The sequence below is a fragment of the Aeromonas sp. S8(2024) genome, assembly GCF_041403085.1.
GTDB lineage: Bacteria > Pseudomonadota > Gammaproteobacteria > Enterobacterales > Aeromonadaceae > Aeromonas > Aeromonas dhakensis.
Genome location: NZ_JBGLRF010000002.1, coordinates 137,133 through 157,145, shown reverse-complemented (window position 1 = coordinate 157,145; position 20,013 = coordinate 137,133). Strand labels below are relative to the sequence as shown.

Below are 20,013 nucleotides of genomic sequence, written 5' to 3'. Positions count from 1 at the left end.
CCGGCCATGCGAAGCGTCTGTCTCTCCCTGTTGCTCCTGCTGCTCCCGGCCTGCGTCCTCGCCTTCGAGGTGGATCACTGGCCGGACGGCGCCTTCGGCGGCCAACCGGTCCGTTTGAACTGGCAAGGGCCCGCCCCCGTCACCCGCCCCCTGACCCTGTGCGCCCTCTACCCCCACCTGCGCGACGCCTACTGGCTGTCGCTCAATCAGGGCATGGTGGAGGAGGCCAAGCGACTCGGCGTGAAGCTGCGTATCCACGAGGCGGGGGGCTACGGCGCCCTTGCCGAACAGCGCCGCCAGTTGCAGCAGTGCGTGAGCGAGGGGAGCGATGCCATCCTGCTCGGCGCGGTGAGCTACGACGGGCTCGGCGAGGCAATCGGCGCCAGCCCGCTGCCGGTGTTCGGCCTGGTCAACGATCTGCCCGCCGGACTGGTCAAGGCCAAGGTGGGGGTCTCCTGGTATCAGATGGGCTGGCAGATGGGCCACTGGCTGGCCAAGCGCCATCCTGCCGGCAGCCCGCCGGTGACGGTGGCGCTCTTCCCCGGCCCGCAGGCGAGCGGTGGCAACAATTTCGTCGAGCCGGGCTTTGCCGACGGCATCGAGGGGAGCGCCATCAGGCTGGTGACCACGGCGCGCGGTGACAACAGCCGCGAGATCCAGCGCACCCTGGTGCAGCAGACCCTGGCCCGCCACCCCGACCTCGACTATCTGGTGGGGGGCGCCATCGCCGCCGAGGTGGCGGTCAACGAGCTGGCGCAGCGCCAACTCGATCGCCCCAAAGTGCTGAGCACCTACTTCAGCCACGGGGTGCAGCGCGGCCTGCGCCGGGGCAAGGTCCTGGCCGCCAACAGCGACCAGATGCGCCAGCAGGGGCGCCTCGCGCTGGCCCAGGCAGTCTGCCTGCTGCAAAGTCCCGAGGCCGGCGAGCAGCAGTGCCCGCGGGTGATGGGGCCCCCCATCCTGACCCTGGAGGCCCCCCTAGCAAATCCCGCCGATTCGCTGTCCGATGGCACCTTTCGCCCCGTCTACCGGGTCGGCGTCGACGCCAGCGGCAACTAACCAAGCACTCAAGGAGAAGAGATGAACACATTGCATGCGAGCTGCCTGTGCGGCGCCGTGGCCCTGACCCTGCCGGATCAGTTCGACTACATGGGCAACTGCCATTGCTCCGAATGCCGCAAGTTTTCCGGGGCGGACTACGCCTCCGTCGGCGGGCTGGATGGTGACAAGGTGACCATCGCGAAGGGGAGCGAGGCCATCGGCCGCTACCAGAAATCGGACGAGACCAGCCTCGCCTTCTGCCGCCACTGCGGCTCCAGCCTGTTCAGCCAGAAGCGCAGCACGGGCAAGATCAATCTACGGCTGGGGATACTGGACGAGGCGCCGAGCCAGAAGCCCGCGTTTCACATCTTCGTCGGCTCCAAGGCGCCCTGGCACCAGATAGGGGACGACTGCCCGCAGTTCGACACCCGGCCATCGGCCTGAGCGCCTAGCAAAGCCAAGGATCAGGCGGCCAGCTCGCCGGCAAACAGATAGCCTTCCCCGTGTACGGTGACGAACAGTTGCGGGTCACGGGGATCCTGCTCCATCTTGCCGCGCAGGCGGCGGATCAGTACGTCTATGGTGCGATCGCTCGGGCCATCGCCGCGGTGGCTGGTGAGGGCCAGGATCCGCTCCCGGCTCAGCACCCGCCCGGCGTTGGCAATAAAGGCCACCAGCACCTCGTACTCCGCCTTGGTCAGGCGCACCGGCACCCCGTCCTTGCTGAGTTGGCGACGGGGAATATCGAAGCGCCAGGGACCGAAGCGCACCGCATCGTCGGCCACCGCCGGCTCACTCGGCTGGGCTGCGGCCAACGAGATTCGCCACAGCAGGTTCTTGACCCGCACCAGCAATTCCCTCAGCTCAAACGGTTTGGTGACATAGTCGTCGGCTCCCATCTCAAGGCCCACTATCCTGTCCACCGCATCGCTGCGACCGGTCACCAGGATGATCCCCACTGTGCTGCGGGCGCGCAGTTCACGAGTCAGCAGCAAGCCATCCTCCCCCGGCAGGTTGATGTCCAGCATCACCAGGGCCACCTCCTGCTCTGCCAGCACGGCCCGCATCTCCTGGCCGTTTTCGACCGCGGTCACCCGATAGCCCTCCCGTTCGAAATAGCCGGTCAGCTTCTCGCGGGTGACGGCATCATCTTCAACAACCAGAATGTGGTGGCTCATGGGCAAGGTCCGCGGCGTTTAACAAGGGAGGGTTATTCTATTCATATTTTGTCATAAATACCCCTATTTCATTAATTTCCGACGGCAGCCCTGTTCACAACGCCTCCCTATCATGGCCTCCATCAAAAAAGTGATGTGAGAGAGCATGATGAAAAAACTGTGGCATTTCCTGCGCACACCCAGCCGCCGCTGGTCGGTATTGGCGCTGGTGCTGGCCGGCGTCGGGGTCACCCTGGCCGGTACCGTTGGCTTGCACTACGGCTTCGAGAAGACCAGTACCCTCGAGTTCTGTATCTCCTGCCATACCATGAAGGACACCGTCTACCCCGAGTACAAGGAGTCCATTCACTTCAAGAACGCCTCCGGCGTCCAGGCCGTCTGTACCGACTGCCACCAGCCGAAGGACTTCGTCGGCAAGGTAGCTCGCAAGATGGAGGCGGCCAACGACCTCTATCAGCAGTACATCGGTCACAGCATCGACACCCAGGAGAAGTTTGAAGACCGGCGTCTGCACCTGGCCGAGAAGGTCTGGGCGCGCATGAGCAGCCAGAACTCCAAGACCTGCAAGTCCTGCCACAGCTACGACAACATGGACCACGCCAAGCAGTCCCCCGCCGCCGCCCTGGCGATGAAGGATGCCGCCGCCAAGAACATGAACTGCATCGAGTGCCACAAGGGGATTGCCCACGAGCTGCCGAACATGGCGGGCGGCTTCCGTGCCACCTACGCCACCCTAGCAAGCGATGCGCAAGAGGCACCGGCCGCCGAGACCCTCTACACCCTGGGCGAGAAGGATCTCTACGAAAGCGAAGAGAGTACCGATCCGGTCGGCAAGCTGCTGCCCGCCTCCCGCATCGAGGTGGTGGCCCGCAGCGGCGATCGTCTCAAGGTGACCATCGAAGGCTGGCGCGAAACCGCAGGCAAGGGCCGCGTGCTGAGCGAGTACATGGGCAAGCGGGTCTTCGTGGCCACCATCCGTGACGAGCTCAGGGCCAACGAACAGATCCTGAAACAGGAGACCGACAGCGCCACCCACATCGAGTGGGAACAGGTACAGGTGCAGGCCTGGGTCGATGGCAAGGGCCTCGAATCCTCCCTCAAACCGATCTGGGATTATGCCGGCGAGATGTACAAGTCCACCTGCAACTCCTGCCACGCGGCGCCGGATCCGGCTCACTTCACCGCCAACGGCTGGATCTCGGGTCTCAAGGCCATGTCCGCCTACTACCGCCTGAGCAAGGAAGAGGAGCGCACCCTGCTCAAGTACCTGCAAAACCATGCCGCCGATACCGGTGGTCAGGGCAGCCACTAATTCCGGATTCGAAAGAGGAATAACAAGATGATCAATATTTCCCGTCGTGGTTTTCTGGGTGGCTTGCTGGCCAGCGGTGCCAGCACCCTGATCGGCCCCTCCCTGCTCGGTCGCGCCGTGATGGCCGCCGAGTCCGGCGAAAAACTGGTGCAGTCCGGCTCCCACTGGGGCGCCTTCCGCGCCCGTGTGGTGGGCGGCCGCTGGGTCGAGACCCTGCCGTTCGAGCATGACAAGCATCCGACCGAGATGCTCAAGGCCCTGAGTGAAGTGGTCTACAACCCCTCCCGCATCCGCTACCCCATGGTGCGGCTGGACTGGCTGCGCAAGGGCCACCAGTCCGACACCAGCGAGCGCGGCCAGAACCGCTTCGTGCGGGTGACCTGGTCCCAGGCGCTGGACTTCTTCTATCACGAGCTGGAGCGGGTGCAGAAGACCCATGGCCCGAGCGCCCTCTACGCCGGTCACTCAGGCTGGCAGTCGGTGGGCAAGCTGCACTCCGCCGGCGCCATGCTGGGCCGCGCCATGAACCTGCACGGTACCTATCTGGCCAAGGCCGGTGACTACTCCACCGGCGCCGCCCAGGTGATCCTGCCCCACGTGGCGGGCGCCATGGAAGTGTACGAGCAGCAGACTTCCTGGCCCCTGGTGCTGGAGCACAGCAAGACCATCGTCATCTGGGGTTCTGATCCCATCAAGAACCTGCAGGTGGGCTGGCTGGTGCCGGATCACAGCGTCTACGAATACTGGGCCCAGCTGAAAGAGAAAGTGGCCAAGGGCGAGATCAGGGTCATCAGCGTCGACCCGGTCAAGTCCAAGACCCAGAAGTACCTCAATTGCGATCAGGTTACCCTGAACCCGCAGACCGACGTGCCCCTGATGCTGGGTATCGCCCATACCCTCTACAGCGAAAAGCGTCACGACGAGGCGTTCCTGAAGAACTACACCACCGGCTTTGACAAGTTCCTGCCCTATCTGCTGGGCACCAAGGATGGCCAGGTGAAGGATGCCGAGTGGGCTTCCGCCATCTGTGGCGTGCCTGCCGACACCATTCGCGAGCTGGCGCGCACCATGGCCAGCGGCCGCACCCAGCTCATCGGCGGCTGGTGCGTACAGCGCATGCACCACGGCGAACAGTACGCCTGGATGCTGGTGGTACTGGCCTCCATGCTGGGCCAGATCGGCCTGCCGGGCGGCGGCTACGGTTTTGGCTGGCACTACAACGGAGCGGGCACCATCACCTCCAGCGGCCCCATCATGTCCGGCTTCAGCTCCGTCATCCCCGGGGTCAAGCCGCTGCACAACGGCGACTGGAAGGGCTACTCCAGGTTCATCCCGGTGGCCCGTTTCGTCGACTGCATCCTGAACCCGGGCAAGCGCATCGCCTTCAACGGTCAGACCATCACCTACCCCCAGATGAAGATGGCGGTGTTCTGCGGCAACAACCCGTTCCACCACCAGCAGGATCGCAACAAGATGATCGCCGCCTGGCGCAAGCTGGAAACCGTGGTGAGCGTGGATCACCAGTGGACCGCCAGCTGCCGCTTCGCCGATATCGTGCTGCCGGCCACCACCACTTACGAGCGGGATGACATCGAGCAGTGGGGTTCCCACTCCAACGCCGGCATCTTGGCCATGCACAAGGTGGTCGAGCCGCTGTTCGAGGCGCGCGACGACTACGACATCTTCGCCGATCTCTGCCGTCGTTTCGATCGCGAGGCCGAGTTCACCGGTGGCAAGAGCAAGCTGGAGTGGATCCAGAGCATCTATGACGACGCCCGCCTGCAGGGCCGCGGCATCGGTATCCGCCTGCCCCGCTTCAGCCAGTTCTGGCACGGTGAAGGCTTCGTCAGCTTCCCGGCGGGCCAGCCCTGGGTGCGGCACGAGTCGTTCCGCAAGGAGCCGGATCTGGAGCCGCTGGGCACCCCGTCCGGCCTCATCGAGATCTACTCCAAGACCATCGCCGACTACGGCTACGCGGATTGCCCGGGCCACCCGGTCTGGATCGAGCCTTACGAGCGCTCCCACGGCGGTCATGGCAGCCAGCAGTTCCCGCTGCACCTGCAATCCTGTCACCCGGACAAGCGGCTGCACAGCCAGCTCTGCTCCTCCGATGCCTACCGTGCCACCTACACGGTGCAGGGGCGCGAGCCGGTCTACATGAACCCGCAAGACGCCAGGGCGCGCGGGCTCAAGGACGGGGATCTGGTGCGAGTCTTCAACGGCCGCGGTCAGGTGCTGGCCGGTCTGGTGGTGAGCGAAGACTACGCCCCCGGCGTGGTGCGCATCCAGGAGGGGGCCTGGTACGGCCCGCAGGAGGGCGGCAAGGTGGGGACCTTGTGTACCTATGGCGACCCCAACGTGCTGACCGCAGATATCGGCTCCTCCAGCCTGGCGCAGGCCACCACGGCCCACACAGCGCTGGTGGAGATCGAGAAGTTCCGCGGGCAGGCGCCGGTCGTCACCGCCTTCGGAGCGCCGGAATCCGCCAAGGGCATAGATCCCATGTTCCCGGCACTGTGACCCGGGGGGACGAAAGTCACCCCTTGAGTTTCCTTTATTTTTAAAGTCGTTAGAATCGGGAGCCTCTATGGCTCCCGATTGTCATCCACGGAGGATAAATGCAGGAATTCATGGCTACCAGCGAACGCCGGGCCGAGCTTTACTGGTGGTTCTCCACCCTGTTCGCTGCCGAGCTCAGTGATGCACAGATCGCTGAATACGACACCTATGACGTGCGCAGCTTCTTGAAGAGCCTCTCCACTCTCGACCCCATGCGCGAGGCCGTGGCAGAACTGAACGAGGCTATCGCCCGCCTGCTGGTGCGCCCCGATCGCCAGCTGGAGCTCGCCGCCGACTTCGCCGGCCTGTTCCTGGTGGATCCCAAGCAGGGCGCCCTACCTTACGAATCGCTCTATCGCGGCGAGGGCAAGCTGCTGATGCAGGCCCCCATGAGCGAGATGCAGGCCCGCCTCGATCGCCTCGGCATCAACGTCAGCGACAAATACAAGGAGCCTGCCGATCACCTGGCCATCGAGCTGGATCTGATGGGCAACCTCATCATCCGTGCCGCCGAGGCGACCACCGCCGCCCAGCGTGAAAGCTGGCTCGGCGAGCAGGAGTCCCTGCTGCACGGCCACCTGCTCGGCTGGTTCGACAAATTCGAGAGCGCCTGCCGCGCCTCCGACCAGTTCGGCTTCTACGGCGCCAGTGCCCGGCTGCTGGGGGTATTCCTCAAGATGGATGCCAACTACCTCAGCCTGGTCAAACCGGCGCAAGCCGCCGACTAAGCCGATGAAGACAGCCCTGCTCCTGATAGCATGCTGGCTGCTGGCCCTGATCCCGCAGGATCAGGGCATTACTCCCCTCGTCACCCTGCTGTTCAATCCGGACCGGGAACTCTACGGCACCGCCCAGCTCACCGGCTTTGCCGGCATACTGCTGACGCTCTATCTTGCCAACCTCGGTGTCGAGGTGGTGCTGCGCCGCCGCTTCCAGATAGCGGGCATGCTGGCCCTGCTGGCCGCCTGGATCGACTTCATCCATAGCAGCGGCAGCGAGGCCCACTGGCTGCTGCTTTACGCCATGGCGCTGCCGTTTCACGTGGTCGGCTGGCTGGTCCTGGTGCGCGGCATCCAGGCGTTTGGCCGCCAGAAAGGCTGAAAAAGCGCCAAAACTATTACAAATCATGACAGCCCGATCCCCCCGGTTGCCCTTGTGGCAAGGTCAGCGGGGTAATTGCGGGTAACATTCGCTTACATTCAGCTCCCGTTCAGTTTCACGACAACCGCTATAGTGCCGCTCCTTTTCCGACCGATACAGGAGCATCAGCATGCCTCCACAGGATGCGCGCATCACGGGCCTCGATCTGCTGCGAGGGCTCGTCATCTTCATGGCCGTCTTCGAGCACTACACCGGCTACCTCAACTACTGGTACATCGATTTCTTCAATCGGGAGCACGCCCTGTGGGACAGCTTCTACCTCTCCCACAAGGCGATGGCCGGTCAGCTGCTGCCCATGGATCATCTGACGGCCCAGGTGTCGGCCTGGCTCATCCCCTGGGTCAGCCAGATCTACCTGGCGCTGGCCGCCTTCAACCTCAGTCGCCGTGATCAGGCCAGCTTCAGACCGCAGCTGGGCGGCAAGCTGGTGCTGTTCGCCAGCATCATACTGGTGCTCTATGTGGAAGGACTGGTCATCGCCCCCAACTTCGGCGAGGCGATCTCTTTCTATCCGGTGATGCTGTGGATGTGCCTGCTGGCGCTCTTCTCGCTGGTCTACGCCTGGTTCGGCATCCGCGGCATGTTGCTGCTGACCCTGCTCAGCCTGCTGCTGGATCAGCTCGGCGTGCAGGATCTGCTCGGTCACCTCGACGGCTGGATGAAGCTGCATGTGCACCCCGATTACGAGCTGGATGCCCGCCTCGACCTCTTCATGGCCAGCGGCTGCTTCGGCTTCCTCTACGGCTGGTGCTGGCATCAGCGGCCCCAATGGCGGGACCGCCTCAACACGCTGGTGCTGACGCTCTCGCTGCTGGCGCTGGCCTGCTATCTCATGTTCGGCGAGACCAGCACGGTCGAGCTCAGCGACATCTACGCCAACGAGCACGAGCTGGCGATGGACATGATCGGGCGTGCCGGCATCTGGGGAATGGAGTTTCTGGTGATCGGGGCCGTGCTCTGGCTGCATCAGCGCAACATCCGTCTCTGCTGGCGCCCCCTCAACTGGATCGGCATGTACTCGCTGACCGTCTTCATCTTCCACAAGAGCATCTTCGTGCACCTGTGGGGCCCGCTCCTGCTGTGGTGGACCGCCCGCCAGGGCACCATCCTGCCCAACAACTTCGGCCTCATCATGGCGCTCAGCGCCACCAGCGTGCTGCTCATCTACGCCTTCCAGCGCTCCGGCATCATCTGCCACCTGATGGGCATGCATCAGGATCGGGACTGGGTGCGGCTCTATGGCAACAAATAAGCACTGGCTGGTGCTGCTGCTCCTGGCGCTGCCGGTTTGCGCCAAGGAGCTGGCCATCGGCGGTCAGTGGCAGCTGGACAGCAAGCAGGCGGGCAGCGGCAGCAGCGACAGCACCCAGTTCTGGGTCGGCTACGAGCGGGAGACCCAGGTCGGCCTCATCTTCGCCGACGGCCAGAGCGCCGGGGTGGCGCTGCCGCTCTACGACAAGAGCTTTATCGCCCTCGGCGTCAGCCCGATGGAGGTGATCGACCGCACCCGCTTCAGCGCGCTCTGGCGCCTGGGCTGGCAACTGGATGACGATCACCAGCTGACCCTGGGCCAGCTCTATGACGTCAGCGGGCGCTATGGCCAGCTCTGGTACATGGAGCACAGCCTGCCGCTGCCCGCCGGGCTCTCCCTCAATCTCTGGCTGACCCGCGGCAGTCAGGCCCACATGGCCGCCTATGGGGCGAACGAAGGCTTGCGGGACTGGGGGCTCACGCTGGAGCGCAGCTGGTGCTGGCAGCAATGGCGCCTTGGCACCGAGTTCGGCGCCAAACAGTGGCTCATCAAGGAACATGACTGGCAACCGGTGATCAACCTCACCCTGAGCTACCACTTCGGAAAATAACCAAATTGGGGGCAAATGAGCCCCCACATCTTCCCTCCAGTAGGCTTCATGCCATACTGACAACACCTCAAATGACAAAACAGTCAATTTCGGAGTCCCGTGATGGGGAAAGAGCTTTTCGACGCCATGCCCGATCCGCCGCAGGCGGGGCAGTTGAGCGTGAACGAGCTGCAGCAGCTGTTCGAACTGGCCCCGTTTGGCATAGGCATCTTCGATCGCCACTTTCGCTGCCGCAGCGTCAACCAGACCCTGGCCGACCTCAACGGCCTCTCCCGGGAGGAGCACTACGGCCACACCCTGCGGGAAATCGTCCCGGCCCTGGCCCCCGTGCTGGAGCCCCTGTTCCAGCAGATCATCAGCAGCGGCGTCCCCCGGGTCGAGCTGAACCTGAGCGGCCATACCGCGGCCCATCAGGGCCAGCAACGCCACTGGCAGGCGATCTACAGCCCCATGCTCGACGAACAGGGCGTGCCCGACGGCATTCTCACCATAGTGCGCGACGTGACCGAACAGGTCGAGTCGCAGCGGCGGCTGCAACTGGCCATGAATGCCGGCCGGATCGGGGTGTGGGAGTGGCACGTCAAGGAGGACAGACTGCAGTTTGACGGCCGGGTCGAGCAGCTGCTCGGCACCGCCGCCAGCGAGTTTCAGGGGGGAATGGATCAGTTCATCAAGCGCTTCGATCCCCTCTCTGGCGAACAGCTCAGGGCGGCGCTCAAGGGCACGGCCCCCATTCATCTCACCCTCGGTTACCTGGGGCCCGATCAGCAGCGAGGCTGGGTCGACATCCATGCCGATCACGTGGCAGCCAGCGAACATCTGGGGCGACGCATCACCGGGGTGATCCACGACGCCACCGATCGCTGCACCCAGGAAGACAAGCTACGCCAGGCCAACGTGGTGTTCGAAACCGCCGCCGAAGGCATCATCATCATGGATGGCCAGCGCCAGATCATCTCGGTCAACCCGGCCTTCTGCAGCATGACCCAGTACGAGGAGGAGGAGGTCGTCGGCAAGTCACCGGAAGCCATCATGCACCCGCGCCGCCACACCGACATCGACTACCCCTGGCACACCCTGCTGCCCGGCAGCCACGCCTGGCATGGCGAGATGATGTGCCTGCGCAAGGATGGCGGCTACTTCACCTCCTGGCAGCATGTCAGCGCCGTCCACGACAGCCGCCACAACACCACCAACTATGTCATCGCCTTCTCCGACATCAGCGCCATTCGCAAGGCCGAGGCACAGCTCAACCACCTCGCCTATCACGATCCCCTGACCGAGCTCGGCAACCGCAACCTGTTGCAGGAGCGGCTTGAGCTGGAGATCAAGACCGCCCACCTCAACCGGCAACAGCTCGCCTTGCTGTTCATCGATCTGGACGGCTTCAAGCTGATCAACGACACCCTGGGCCACCGGGCCGGGGACGAGCTGCTCAAGCTGCTGGCCGAGCGCATTCGCCGACTGCTGCACCACAACGACGTGGCGGCCCGGCTGGGGGGCGACGAGTTTCTGGTGCTGATCCCCTACTTCGAGCAGCCAGAGGAGCTGGCCAGGCTCGCCGAGCAGCTGCTGGCCCGCCTGCGCGAACCGGTCGAGCTGGATCACGAGCGGGTGGCCGTCTCCGCCAGCATCGGCATCGCCCTCTATCCGGAACACGCCACCACCCCGGACACCCTGGTCAGTGCCGCCGACAGCGCCATGTACGAGGCGAAGAACCAGGGCCGCAACGGTTACCTCTTCTATACCCCGGACATGACGGAACAGACCCGGGAGCGACTGAGTATGGAGCAGGGGCTGTTCCAGGCCATCGAGCAGCAGCAGCTCTACATCCTCTATCAACCCATGACGGACCTGGCCAGCAACCAGCTGAGCGGGCTGGAAGCCCTGCTGCGCTGGCAACACCCCAGCGAGGGCATGATAGGGCCGACCCGCTTCATTCCGGTGGCCGAGGAGTGCGGTCTCATCGAGCAGATCGGGGAGTGGGTGATGCGTACCGCCTGCCAGCAGGGGCAAGCCTGGCTGGCCGCAGGGCTGGCGGTGCCCAGACTGTCGGTCAATGTGTCGGTACGGGAGATGCGCTCGGCAGGTTACGTGGAGCGGGTCGCCGCCATCCTGGCCGAGACCGGTTTTCCGCCACAACGGCTGGAGATAGAGGTCACCGAGAGCATCATCCAGCGGGTCGACCAGAGTCTGCAGCTGTTCAAGCGGCTGAAGGAGCTGGGGGTGCAGATCGCCATCGACGATTTTGGCACCGGCTTCTCATCCCTGAGCCTGCTGAAAAGCCTGCCCATCGATCGGATCAAGATAGACAAGACCTTCGTGCAGGCGCTGCCCGATGACAAGCACAGCCGGGAGCTGTGCCGCACCATCGTCAACCTGGCCGACAGCCTGGGCATGATGGTGACCGCCGAAGGGATAGAGACCCAGGCCCAGCGCCAGTTTCTGCAATCCCTCCACTGTCAGGAGGGGCAGGGCTATCTGTTCAGCCACCCGCTGGCCGAGCCCCATCTGGCGGCGCAGCAGGCAGCGGGCAGGAATCACTGGTGCTGAGCCCCGCGCCAGGGGGGGACAGCCACAGCCAACTCAATCGTTGAAGGTCAGCCTGGCGTCCCACCCTTCGTCCTGCTGCCGACGTGACTCTTCCAGCAAGGAGTCCTGCGGATAGGAGGACTTTTTCTCCCCGAGGGTGACGGACACCGGTGGCTTGCGCGCCAGCCATGCTTCGCTCAGCTGGCCGCTGATGTGATCCCGCAGTGAGGATGAATCGGGCTGTGTCGGTGTCAGTTCAAGACCGTTGGCATGGGGGGCAGCCAATGCGGCCTCATCGGTGGCCTTCGGGGCCTCGAACTGCCAGAGGGAGGAGCAAAGAAGCAGGGTCAACACGGGGGCTGTCTCCATCGGTAAAAGCGACGTTTTACCCAATCGGCGATGAATTGTCATCGACGCGACTGTAAGCGGATGTTGCCATCTATCCAAAAGTCTAATTGCCCTCCCCCGCCAAAGGTATAAGTTGTTATCCAATCATTACAAAAATGTATTCAAAGGAGTGACACATGAGCGAGAGCAAGGTCTACCCGGTCAAAGCCCACATCAGCCAGGGCGCCCTGCTGGACAAGGCAGGCTATGAGGCCATGTACCAGGCCTCGGTGCAGAACCCGGATGCCTTCTGGGGCGAGCAGGGCAAGATCCTCGACTGGATGAAGCCCTATACCCGGGTCAAGAACACCTCCTACGATCCGGGCCACGTCTCCATCAAGTGGTATGAAGACGGCCTGCTCAACGTCTCTGCCAACTGCCTGGATCGCCATCTGAGCGAGCGCGGTGACAAGGTCGCCATCATCTGGGAAGGGGACAACCCGGCCGAGGATCGCAAGCTCACCTATCGCGAGCTGCACACCGAGGTGTGCAAGTTTGCCAACGTCTTGAAGGCACAAGGGGTGCATCGCGGCGACGTGGTCTGCCTCTACATGCCCATGGTGCCGGAAGCGGCCATCGCCATGCTGGCCTGTACCCGCATCGGTGCCGTGCACAGCATCGTCTTCGGCGGTTTCTCGCCAGAAGCCCTGGCCGGTCGCATCATCGACTCCGGCTCCACCATCGTCGTCACCGCCGATGAGGGGCTGCGCGGTGGCCGCCCGGTGCCGCTCAAGAAGAACGTGGATGAAGCGCTCACCAACCCGGAGACCAAGGTCAGCAAGGTGATCGTGCTCAAACGTACCGGCGGCAACATCGCCTGGCACAACCACCGCGATCTGTGGTGGCATGAGGCAACGGCTGCCGTCAGCAGCGACTGCCCGCCGGAGGCGATGGGGGCCGAAGACCCGCTGTTCATCCTCTACACCTCCGGCTCCACCGGCAAGCCCAAGGGGGTGCTGCACACCACCGGCGGCTATCTGGTCTATGCCACCCTCACCTTCAAGTACATCTTCGACTACCACGAGGAGGACATCTACTGGTGTACCGCAGACGTGGGCTGGGTCACCGGCCACTCCTACCTGGTCTACGGGCCGCTCGCCAACGGCGCCACCACCATCATGTTCGAAGGGGTGCCCAACTACCCGGCGACCAACCGCATGAGCCAGGTGGTGGACAAGCACCAGGTCACCATCCTCTACACCGCCCCCACCGCCATCCGCGCGCTGATGGCCAAGGGCAACGAGGCAGTTGAGGGTACCTCCCGTTCGAGCCTGCGCATCATGGGTTCCGTAGGCGAGCCCATCAACCCGGAAGCCTGGGAGTGGTACTACCGCACCATAGGCGACGAGCGCTGCCCCATCGTCGACACCTGGTGGCAGACCGAGACCGGCGGCATCCTCATCAGCCCGCTGCCCGGCGTCACCGATCTCAAGCCAGGCTCGGCCACTCGCCCCTTCTTCGGCGTGCAGCCGGCGCTGGTGGACAACATGGGCGAGCCGCTGGAGGGGGCCACCGAGGGCAACCTGGTGATCACCGACTCCTGGCCTGGCCAGATGCGCACCGTATTCGGCGATCACGAGCGCTTCGAGCAGACCTACTTCTCCACCTTCCCCGGCCGCTATTTCACCGGCGACGGTGCTCGTCGCGACGAGGATGGCTACTACTGGATCACCGGCCGGGTGGATGATGTACTGAACGTCTCCGGCCACCGCATGGGCACCGCCGAGATCGAATCCGCGCTGGTGGCTCATCCGAAGATCGCCGAAGCGGCTGTGGTGGGGGTACCGCACGAGATCAAGGGCCAGGGCATCTATGCCTATGTCACCCTGATCGCCGGCGAAGAGCCGAGCCGGGAGCTGCACAAGGAGGTGAAGGAGTGGGTCCGCAAGGAGATCGGCGCCATCGCCACCCCTGACGTGATCCACTGGGCCGAGGGGCTGCCCAAGACCCGTTCCGGCAAGATCATGCGGCGCATTCTGCGCAAGATCGCCACCGGCGAGACCGACAGCCTGGGGGATATCTCCACCCTGGCGGATCCGGGCGTAGTGGACAAACTCATTCGCGAGAAGTCCGAAGCCGCCTGATCCCGTCTGCCTTTTGCCTCCAAAGCCGGCCCTGTGCCGGCTTTGTCATTCCTGCTAGTGAGTGTTTTGACAACCGACCTGATAGAGCAAAAAACAGACAGATGTAGAGATTAGACCAGTAAAATGCTGCTAATTTTCACGAAATCAATATAATTGCGAAATCTGTGTGCCAGTGCACACCGATTTGAGCAGAAAATGGCTAGATTTCTGGTAGTCCACAAGATAGCTGACAGATAGCAGCATTATCATCGAGGATGTACTCAATATGTCGCAAAAACACCGAATTCTCCTGCTCAACGGGCCGAACCTGAACCTGCTGGGCAAACGGGAACCGGGCATCTACGGCAGCAAGACGCTCGATGAGATCGTCGCCGATCTGACGCTAAGTGCCGGCGAACTCGGGGTCACACTGGAACACCTGCAATCCAACGCCGAACATGAGCTGGTCGGCCGCATCCACCAGGCCATGGGTCAGGTGGACTTCATCATCATCAATCCGGCCGCCTTCACCCACACCAGCGTCGCCATCCGCGATGCGCTGCTGGGTGTGGCCATCCCCTTTATCGAGGTTCACCTGTCCAACGTCCACGCCAGGGAACCCTTCCGTCATCACTCCTATCTGTCTGATGTCGCCAAGGGGGTCATTTGTGGGCTGGGGGCCGATGGCTACCAATTCGCTTTAACCGCGGCCGTGCACCAGTTGCGCGCGGCTTGATAATCACTGATCAGATAAAGAAGAAAGAGAATGCTAATGGATATCCGCAAAATCAAGAAGCTGATTGAACTGGTTGAAGAGTCCGGCATCGCCGAACTGGAGATCTCCGAAGGTGAAGAGTCCGTTCGCATCAGCCGCAACTTCTCCGGTCAGGTGACCGCTGCTCCGCAGATGATCATGCCGCAGGTTGCTGCTCCGGTAACCGCTCCTGTCGCCGCCGCCCCGGCCGCCGCAGCACCGGCTGCCGACGCCACCCCGGCCGGTCACCTGATGCGCTCCCCCATGGTCGGTTCCTTCTACCGCTCTTCCAGCCCGGAAGCCAAGCCGTTCGTGGAAGTGGGCCAGCACGTCAATGTCGGCGATACCCTGTGCATCGTCGAAGCCATGAAAATGATGAACCAAATCGAATCCGACAAGGCCGGCGTGATCAAAGCGATCCTGGTTGAAAATGGTCAGGCCGTCGAATTCGACGAGCCGCTGTTCATCATCGAATAAGGGAAATCGCCACCCATGTTGGACAAAGTAGTCATCGCCAACCGCGGTGAAATTGCCCTGCGGATCCTGCGCGCCTGTAAAGAGCTCGGGATCAAGACAGTGGCCGTTCACTCCACCGCCGACCGGGAGCTCAAGCATGTGCTGCTGGCCGACGAAACCATCTGTATCGGCAAACCGGCCAGTACCGACTCCTACCTCAACGTGCCAGCGATCATCGCCGCCGCCGAGGTGACCGGTGCCGTTGCCATTCACCCCGGCTACGGCTTCCTCTCCGAGAACGCCGATTTTGCCGAAGTGGTCGAGAAATCCGGCTTCGTCTTCATCGGCCCGCGCGCCGAGACCATTCGCCTGATGGGTGACAAGGTCTCCGCCATCGAGGCGATGAAGAAGGCGGGCGTACCCTGCGTACCGGGCTCCGACGGTCCGGTTGACAGCGATGCCAAACACAACGCCGCCATTGCCAAGCGCATCGGCTACCCGGTGATCATCAAGGCCGCCGGTGGCGGTGGTGGTCGCGGCATGCGCGTGGTGCGCAGCGAAGCCGAGCTGGCTGCCGCCATCGCGCTGACCAAGTCCGAAGCAGGCCAGTTCTTCAAGAACGACATGGTCTACATGGAGAAGTACCTGGAGAACCCGCGCCACATCGAGATCCAGGTGCTGGCAGACGGCCAGGGCAACGCCCTCTATCTGGGCGAGCGCGACTGCTCCATGCAGCGTCGCCACCAGAAGGTGGTCGAAGAGGCACCGGCGCCGGGCATCACCGCCGAGATGCGCAAGTTCATCGGTGAGCGCTGCGTGCGCGCCTGTATCGAGATCGGCTACCGCGGTGCGGGTACTTTCGAGTTCCTGTACGAAAACGGCGAGTTCTATTTCATCGAGATGAACACCCGTATCCAGGTAGAGCACCCGGTTACCGAGATGGTCACCGGCGTCGACCTCATCAAGGAGCAGCTGCGCATCGCCGCCGGCCAGCCCCTGTCGATCACCCAGCAGGACATCCGCATCCGTGGCCACGCCATCGAGTGCCGGATCAACGCCGAAGACCCGGCCACCTTCATGCCGTCTCCGGGCCTGATCCAGCGCTTCCACGCGCCGGGTGGTCTGGGCGTGCGTTGGGACTCCCACATCTACGCCGGCTACAAGGTGCCGCCCTACTACGACTCCATGATCGGCAAACTGATCTGTTACGGTGAAAACCGCGACGTCGCCATTGCCCGCATGCGTCAGGCGCTGGACGAGCTGGTGGTGGAAGGGATCAAGACCAACGTCTCCCTGCAAAAAGAGATCATGAAGGACGAAAACTTCCAGCACGGTGGTACCAATATCCACTACCTGCACAAGAAGCTGGGTCTGTAAGACTCGCGTCCGCAGATCTTCTGCTGAAAAAGGGCCATGGCGACATGGCCCTTTTTTGTTATCCTTGCGCCCCTCGAAATTGTCGGAGGCCAAGGTGAACCGTTTTGCGCTCGCTCGTCGGGAAGCAGCACTCTGCCTGCTGCTGACCCTGCTCTACTTCCTTGCCTGGTATGGCACGGCCTATTTCATCCCCGAAGAGATCGAATTCTGGGATATGCCGCTCTGGTTCCTGCTCAGCTGCATTCTGATGCCGCTGCTGTTCATCGTGCTGTGCGGCCTGATGGTGGATCGCCTGTTCGTGGATATCCCCCTCGACTCCCAGCCCCTCGATGACAAGGAGCCTCCCCATGAATCTTGAGCTGCTGCTGCCGCTGTGCATCTATCTGGTGCTGGTGCTGGGGGTCGGTTTCTGGGCCAGCCGCCACCGGGTGGGCGGTGACTTCGTGCAGGAGTACTTCATCGGCAACCGCAGCATGGGCGGCCTGGTGCTGGCCATGACTCTGGTGGCCACTTACACCTCGGCCTCCTCCTTCATCGGCGGGCCGGGTGCCGCCTACAAGATTGGCCTGGGCTGGGTGCTGCTGGCGATGATCCAGCTGCCCACCGTCTGGCTCACCCTGGGGGTGCTTGGCAAGAAGTTCGCCATCATAGCCCGCCGGGTCAATGCGGTGACCATCAACGACATGCTGTGGGCCCGCTACCAGAGCAGGGCCGTGGTGGTGCTGGGCTCGGTCACCATCATCCTCGCCTTCATTGCCACCATGGTGGTGCAGTTCATCGGCGGCGCCCGCCTGCTGGAGACCGCCACCGGCCTCTCTTACCAGCAGGGGCTGTTCCTGTTTGCCGGCTGCGTGCTGCTCTACACGGTGATCGGCGGCTTTCGCGCCGTGGTGATGACGGATGCGCTGCAGGGGATCATCATGCTGATCGGCACCGGTGCCCTGCTGGCGGGGATCCTGATCGCGGGGGATGGTTTGCCCAACCTCATCCACCAGCTCAAGGCGATCGACCCCAAGCTGGTGAGCCCGCAGGGGGCCGGCGACATGCTGACCCAGCCCTTCATGCTGAGCTTCTGGGTGCTGGTCTGCGTCGGGGTGGTGGGACTGCCCCACTCGGCCCTGCGCTGTTTTGGCTATCGCGACAGCAAGGCGCTGCACCGCGGCATCCTGATCGGCACCATCGTCAGCGCCTTCCTGATGTTCGGCATGCACCTGGCCGGGGCGCTGGGCCGCGCCATCCTGCCCGGCATGGACAGCCCGGACAAGATCATGCCCTCCCTGATGATGGAGGTGCTGCCCCCCTGGCTGGCCGGGGTCTTCCTGGCGGCCCCCATGGCGGCCATCATGTCCACCATCGACTCCCAGCTGATCCAGGCCTCCGCCACGTTGGTGAAGGATCTCTACCTCAACTACCTGAGCCCGGAGAAGGCCGGCCAGGAGAAGCTGGAGGTACGGGTGCCGCGCCTCTCCCTGCTCTGCACCCTGATCCTGGGTACCCTGGTGCTGCTGGCGGCGCTCCAGCCCCCCGAGATGATCATCTGGCTCAACCTGCTCGCCTTCGGTGGCCTGCAGGCGGTGTTCCTCTGGCCGCTGGTGCTCGGCCTCTACTGGTCACGGGCCAACGGCCCGGGAGCCCTGGCCAGCATGGTGTGCGGCATTCTCTGCTACGCCGTCCTGAGCCAGTGGGGGATCAAGCTGGCCGGCCTGCACGCCATCGTGCCGAGCCTGGCGCTGGGGCTGATTGCCTTCGTGCTGGTCAGCCTGCTCACCCCGGCTCCAAGCCAGAGCGTGCGGCGGCTCTTCGAACCTTGTTCAGCAATGGATTAATAAAGGGTTCCGAAACTATCCCAAAATGGGTGCTTTAAGGGTAAACTGTGCGCCATGTCACAAAATAGTGCACCCTTATGCCCGTCCAGAACGCCAGACAGATCCTGACCCAAGCCCTGCAGCGACTCGGTTACGCCCTGTTGCTGCCGGTCTCCATCCTGCCGCTGGCGGCCCTGCTCTATCGGCTCGGCCAGCCGGATGTGCTGGATCTGGCGGTGCTCTCCCTCACCGGTCGCGCCCTGTTCAGCCAGATGCCGCTCATCTATGCGGTGGCCATCGCCTTCGGGCTGAGCCGCCAGGGCGAGGGGAGCCAGGCGCTGGCCGGCGCGGTCAACTTCCTGCTGCTGAGCTCGGCGCTCGGCACTCTGGCCCCCGGCCTGCACAGCGACATGATCTGCGGCCTGCTGGCGGGATTGACCACCGCCATCGTCTACCCCTGGCTCAAGCGCCACCCCATGCCCCACTGGCTGCGGCTGGTCAACGGCGATTTTACCAGCCTGCTCGCCTCGGCACTGGCCTGCCTGCTGCTGGCCTTCCCCCTCGCGCTGCTCTGGCCACTGCTGGAGCAGGGCATCACCCTGCTCGCCTCCGAGCTGCTCACCACCCCGCTCGGCGCCTTCTGCTACGGCGTGCTGAACCGGCTGCTGATCCCGCTCGGTCTGCACCAGGTGCTGGGCAGCCTCATCGGGCTGGGGGAGAGCAACCTGCAGGCGCTGGCCAGCGCCCAGCCGCTGCACGAAGGCTATGTGGCCGGGCTCTACCCCATCATCATGTTCGGCCTGCCTGGCGCCTGCTTCGCCATCTGGCTGCACCGCCAGCGCATGCAGCGGCTGCCGCAGGGGGGGCTGCTGCTCACCCTGGCGCTCACCTCGGCGCTGGTGGGGATCACCGAGCCCATCGAGTTCCTGTTCGCCTTCACCGCCCCCTGGCTGTTTCTGGCCCATGCCCTGCTGACCGGCTTGTCGCTCGCCACCTGCAGCGCACTCGGCATCAAGGTGGGCAGTTACTTCTCCGCCGGCCTGCTGGATCTGGTGCTGAGCTACCACGCCGGCGAGCACAGCTTCTGGCTCATTCCGGTCGGCATCCTGTTCTTCGTCGCCTACACCTTGCTGTTCTATCAGCTGCTGGAGCGCACGCCCCTCAGCCTGCCGAGCAAGCCCATCGCCCCGGAACACCCGCGCCTTGCCAGCGTCGCCCCCTCCGATCCCCAGATGCTGGCGATCCAGTACCTCAAGGTGCTGGGGGGCATGGACAACCTGCAGGCCATGAGCGTCTGCCTGACCCGCCTCAGCCTGCGGGTACGCGACATCTCTCTGGTGGATCAATCCCGCCTGCTGGGGCTGGGCTGCCTCTCCTGGATCCAGCTCAATGACCATCAGCTGGTGCTGGTGCTGGGCCCCAACGCCAGCCTGATCGAAGGGCAGATCCGCATGCTGGCGGAGCGCCAGTCGGTGCCGCTCGGCCTCAAACCCAATCAGGAGTCCGCCGGCCAGAGCGGCTGGTAG

Annotated in this window: 18 protein-coding genes; 16 read left to right on the top strand and 2 right to left on the bottom strand. The window is 63.6% G+C overall.

From position 1 onward, the window contains the following. Positions 1 to 6 precede the first annotated feature (6 nt). Both torT and ACB031_RS05300 read left to right on the top strand, forming a co-directional pair. Entirely contained in the window at positions 7 to 1,059 is a 1,053-nt protein-coding gene (torT, locus tag ACB031_RS05305; RefSeq protein WP_065016771.1) for a TMAO reductase system periplasmic protein TorT, read from the top strand. 21 nt (positions 1,060 to 1,080) lie between these two features. Further along, entirely contained in the window at positions 1,081 to 1,485 is a 405-nt protein-coding gene (locus tag ACB031_RS05300; protein WP_017765169.1) for a GFA family protein, read from the top strand. A 20-nt stretch (positions 1,486 to 1,505) separates the two neighbouring features. Here the strand turns inward: ACB031_RS05300 and torR are convergent, their stop codons facing one another. Continuing rightward, positions 1,506 to 2,219, bottom strand: a complete 714-nt coding sequence (gene torR, locus ACB031_RS05295) for a two-component system response regulator TorR (RefSeq protein WP_279972232.1) — start codon at positions 2,217 to 2,219, stop codon at positions 1,506 to 1,508. 145 nt (positions 2,220 to 2,364) lie between these two features. On the opposite strand from torR, the gene torC reads away from it, so the two are divergent. The 7 genes from torC (at position 2,365) to ACB031_RS05260 (ending at position 11,666) form a co-directional block, all read left to right on the top strand. Further along, positions 2,365 to 3,531 carry a pentaheme c-type cytochrome TorC gene (gene torC / locus ACB031_RS05290; protein ID WP_371139165.1) on the top strand — a complete coding sequence of 389 codons (1,167 nt, stop codon included), beginning with the start codon at positions 2,365 to 2,367 and terminating at the stop codon, positions 3,529 to 3,531. A 27-nt stretch (positions 3,532 to 3,558) separates the two neighbouring features. Continuing rightward, positions 3,559 to 6,051: a trimethylamine-N-oxide reductase TorA gene (torA, locus tag ACB031_RS05285; RefSeq protein ID WP_371139164.1), complete on the top strand. Its 2,493-nt coding sequence runs from the start codon at positions 3,559 to 3,561 to the stop codon at positions 6,049 to 6,051. Positions 6,052 to 6,149: 98 nt separating this feature from the next. Beyond that, positions 6,150 to 6,818, top strand: a complete 669-nt coding sequence (torD, locus tag ACB031_RS05280) for a molecular chaperone TorD (protein WP_371139163.1) — start codon at positions 6,150 to 6,152, stop codon at positions 6,816 to 6,818. 4 nt (positions 6,819 to 6,822) lie between these two features. Next, positions 6,823 to 7,191 (top strand): hypothetical protein, encoded by a 369-nt coding sequence (locus ACB031_RS05275; protein ID WP_017765174.1) that lies wholly within the window; start codon positions 6,823 to 6,825, stop codon positions 7,189 to 7,191. 169 nt (positions 7,192 to 7,360) lie between these two features. Next, positions 7,361 to 8,503, top strand: coding sequence for a hypothetical protein (locus tag ACB031_RS05270; RefSeq protein ID WP_208200736.1), 1,143 nt, complete (start codon positions 7,361 to 7,363; stop codon positions 8,501 to 8,503). Next, positions 8,490 to 9,113 (top strand): hypothetical protein, encoded by a 624-nt coding sequence (locus tag ACB031_RS05265; RefSeq protein WP_208200737.1) that lies wholly within the window; start codon positions 8,490 to 8,492, stop codon positions 9,111 to 9,113. The genes ACB031_RS05270 and ACB031_RS05265 overlap by 14 nt, the downstream gene beginning before the upstream one ends. A gap of 102 nt (positions 9,114 to 9,215) precedes the next feature. Beyond that, positions 9,216 to 11,666: an EAL domain-containing protein gene (locus tag ACB031_RS05260; protein WP_371139162.1), complete on the top strand. Its 2,451-nt coding sequence runs from the start codon at positions 9,216 to 9,218 to the stop codon at positions 11,664 to 11,666. Between the two features lie 33 nt (positions 11,667 to 11,699). Here the strand turns inward: ACB031_RS05260 and ACB031_RS05255 are convergent, their stop codons facing one another. Next, positions 11,700 to 11,999 (bottom strand): hypothetical protein, encoded by a 300-nt coding sequence (locus ACB031_RS05255; RefSeq protein WP_371139161.1) that lies wholly within the window; start codon positions 11,997 to 11,999, stop codon positions 11,700 to 11,702. A gap of 170 nt (positions 12,000 to 12,169) precedes the next feature. On the opposite strand from ACB031_RS05255, the gene acs reads away from it, so the two are divergent. The 7 genes from acs (at position 12,170) to ACB031_RS05220 (ending at position 20,013) form a co-directional block, all read left to right on the top strand. Beyond that, complete coding sequence (gene acs / locus ACB031_RS05250) at positions 12,170 to 14,116, top strand: acetate--CoA ligase (RefSeq protein WP_005298042.1); 1,947 nt, start codon at positions 12,170 to 12,172, stop codon at positions 14,114 to 14,116. 265 nt (positions 14,117 to 14,381) lie between these two features. Next, positions 14,382 to 14,831 (top strand): type II 3-dehydroquinate dehydratase, encoded by a 450-nt coding sequence (aroQ, locus tag ACB031_RS05245; protein ID WP_005298040.1) that lies wholly within the window; start codon positions 14,382 to 14,384, stop codon positions 14,829 to 14,831. A 36-nt stretch (positions 14,832 to 14,867) separates the two neighbouring features. After that, positions 14,868 to 15,326 carry an acetyl-CoA carboxylase biotin carboxyl carrier protein gene (gene accB / locus ACB031_RS05240; protein ID WP_216973307.1) on the top strand — a complete coding sequence of 153 codons (459 nt, stop codon included), beginning with the start codon at positions 14,868 to 14,870 and terminating at the stop codon, positions 15,324 to 15,326. Between the two features lie 15 nt (positions 15,327 to 15,341). After that, positions 15,342 to 16,682, top strand: a complete 1,341-nt coding sequence (gene accC / locus ACB031_RS05235; protein WP_005298029.1) for an acetyl-CoA carboxylase biotin carboxylase subunit — start codon at positions 15,342 to 15,344, stop codon at positions 16,680 to 16,682. A gap of 79 nt (positions 16,683 to 16,761) precedes the next feature. Continuing rightward, the gene (locus ACB031_RS05230; RefSeq protein ID WP_010633080.1) at positions 16,762 to 17,040 is read left to right on the top strand and encodes a YhdT family protein; all 279 of its coding nucleotides are present in this window, start codon (positions 16,762 to 16,764) and stop codon (positions 17,038 to 17,040) included. Then, entirely contained in the window at positions 17,030 to 18,508 is a 1,479-nt protein-coding gene (gene panF / locus ACB031_RS05225; protein WP_362795739.1) for a sodium/pantothenate symporter, read from the top strand. Before ACB031_RS05230 ends, panF begins: the two co-directional genes overlap by 11 nt. A 77-nt stretch (positions 18,509 to 18,585) precedes the next feature. Next, positions 18,586 to 20,013 carry a PTS transporter subunit EIIC gene (locus ACB031_RS05220; protein ID WP_005298024.1) on the top strand — a complete coding sequence of 476 codons (1,428 nt, stop codon included), beginning with the start codon at positions 18,586 to 18,588 and terminating at the stop codon, positions 20,011 to 20,013.

Coding starts and splice junctions, on each gene's coding strand:
- torT (WP_065016771.1), top strand. CDS start 7: ATGCGAAGCGTCTGTCTCTCCCTGTTGCTCCTGCTGCTCCCGGCCTGC.
- ACB031_RS05300 (WP_017765169.1), top strand. CDS start 1,081: ATGAACACATTGCATGCGAGCTGCCTGTGCGGCGCCGTGGCCCTGACC.
- torR (WP_279972232.1), bottom strand. CDS start 2,219: ATGAGCCACCACATTCTGGTTGTTGAAGATGATGCCGTCACCCGCGAG.
- torC (WP_371139165.1), top strand. CDS start 2,365: ATGATGAAAAAACTGTGGCATTTCCTGCGCACACCCAGCCGCCGCTGG.
- torA (WP_371139164.1), top strand. CDS start 3,559: ATGATCAATATTTCCCGTCGTGGTTTTCTGGGTGGCTTGCTGGCCAGC.
- torD (WP_371139163.1), top strand. CDS start 6,150: ATGCAGGAATTCATGGCTACCAGCGAACGCCGGGCCGAGCTTTACTGG.
- ACB031_RS05275 (WP_017765174.1), top strand. CDS start 6,823: ATGAAGACAGCCCTGCTCCTGATAGCATGCTGGCTGCTGGCCCTGATC.
- ACB031_RS05270 (WP_208200736.1), top strand. CDS start 7,361: ATGCCTCCACAGGATGCGCGCATCACGGGCCTCGATCTGCTGCGAGGG.
- ACB031_RS05265 (WP_208200737.1), top strand. CDS start 8,490: ATGGCAACAAATAAGCACTGGCTGGTGCTGCTGCTCCTGGCGCTGCCG.
- ACB031_RS05260 (WP_371139162.1), top strand. CDS start 9,216: ATGGGGAAAGAGCTTTTCGACGCCATGCCCGATCCGCCGCAGGCGGGG.
- acs (WP_005298042.1), top strand. CDS start 12,170: ATGAGCGAGAGCAAGGTCTACCCGGTCAAAGCCCACATCAGCCAGGGC.
- aroQ (WP_005298040.1), top strand. CDS start 14,382: ATGTCGCAAAAACACCGAATTCTCCTGCTCAACGGGCCGAACCTGAAC.
- accB (WP_216973307.1), top strand. CDS start 14,868: ATGGATATCCGCAAAATCAAGAAGCTGATTGAACTGGTTGAAGAGTCC.
- accC (WP_005298029.1), top strand. CDS start 15,342: ATGTTGGACAAAGTAGTCATCGCCAACCGCGGTGAAATTGCCCTGCGG.
- panF (WP_362795739.1), top strand. CDS start 17,030: ATGAATCTTGAGCTGCTGCTGCCGCTGTGCATCTATCTGGTGCTGGTG.
- ACB031_RS05220 (WP_005298024.1), top strand. CDS start 18,586: ATGCCCGTCCAGAACGCCAGACAGATCCTGACCCAAGCCCTGCAGCGA.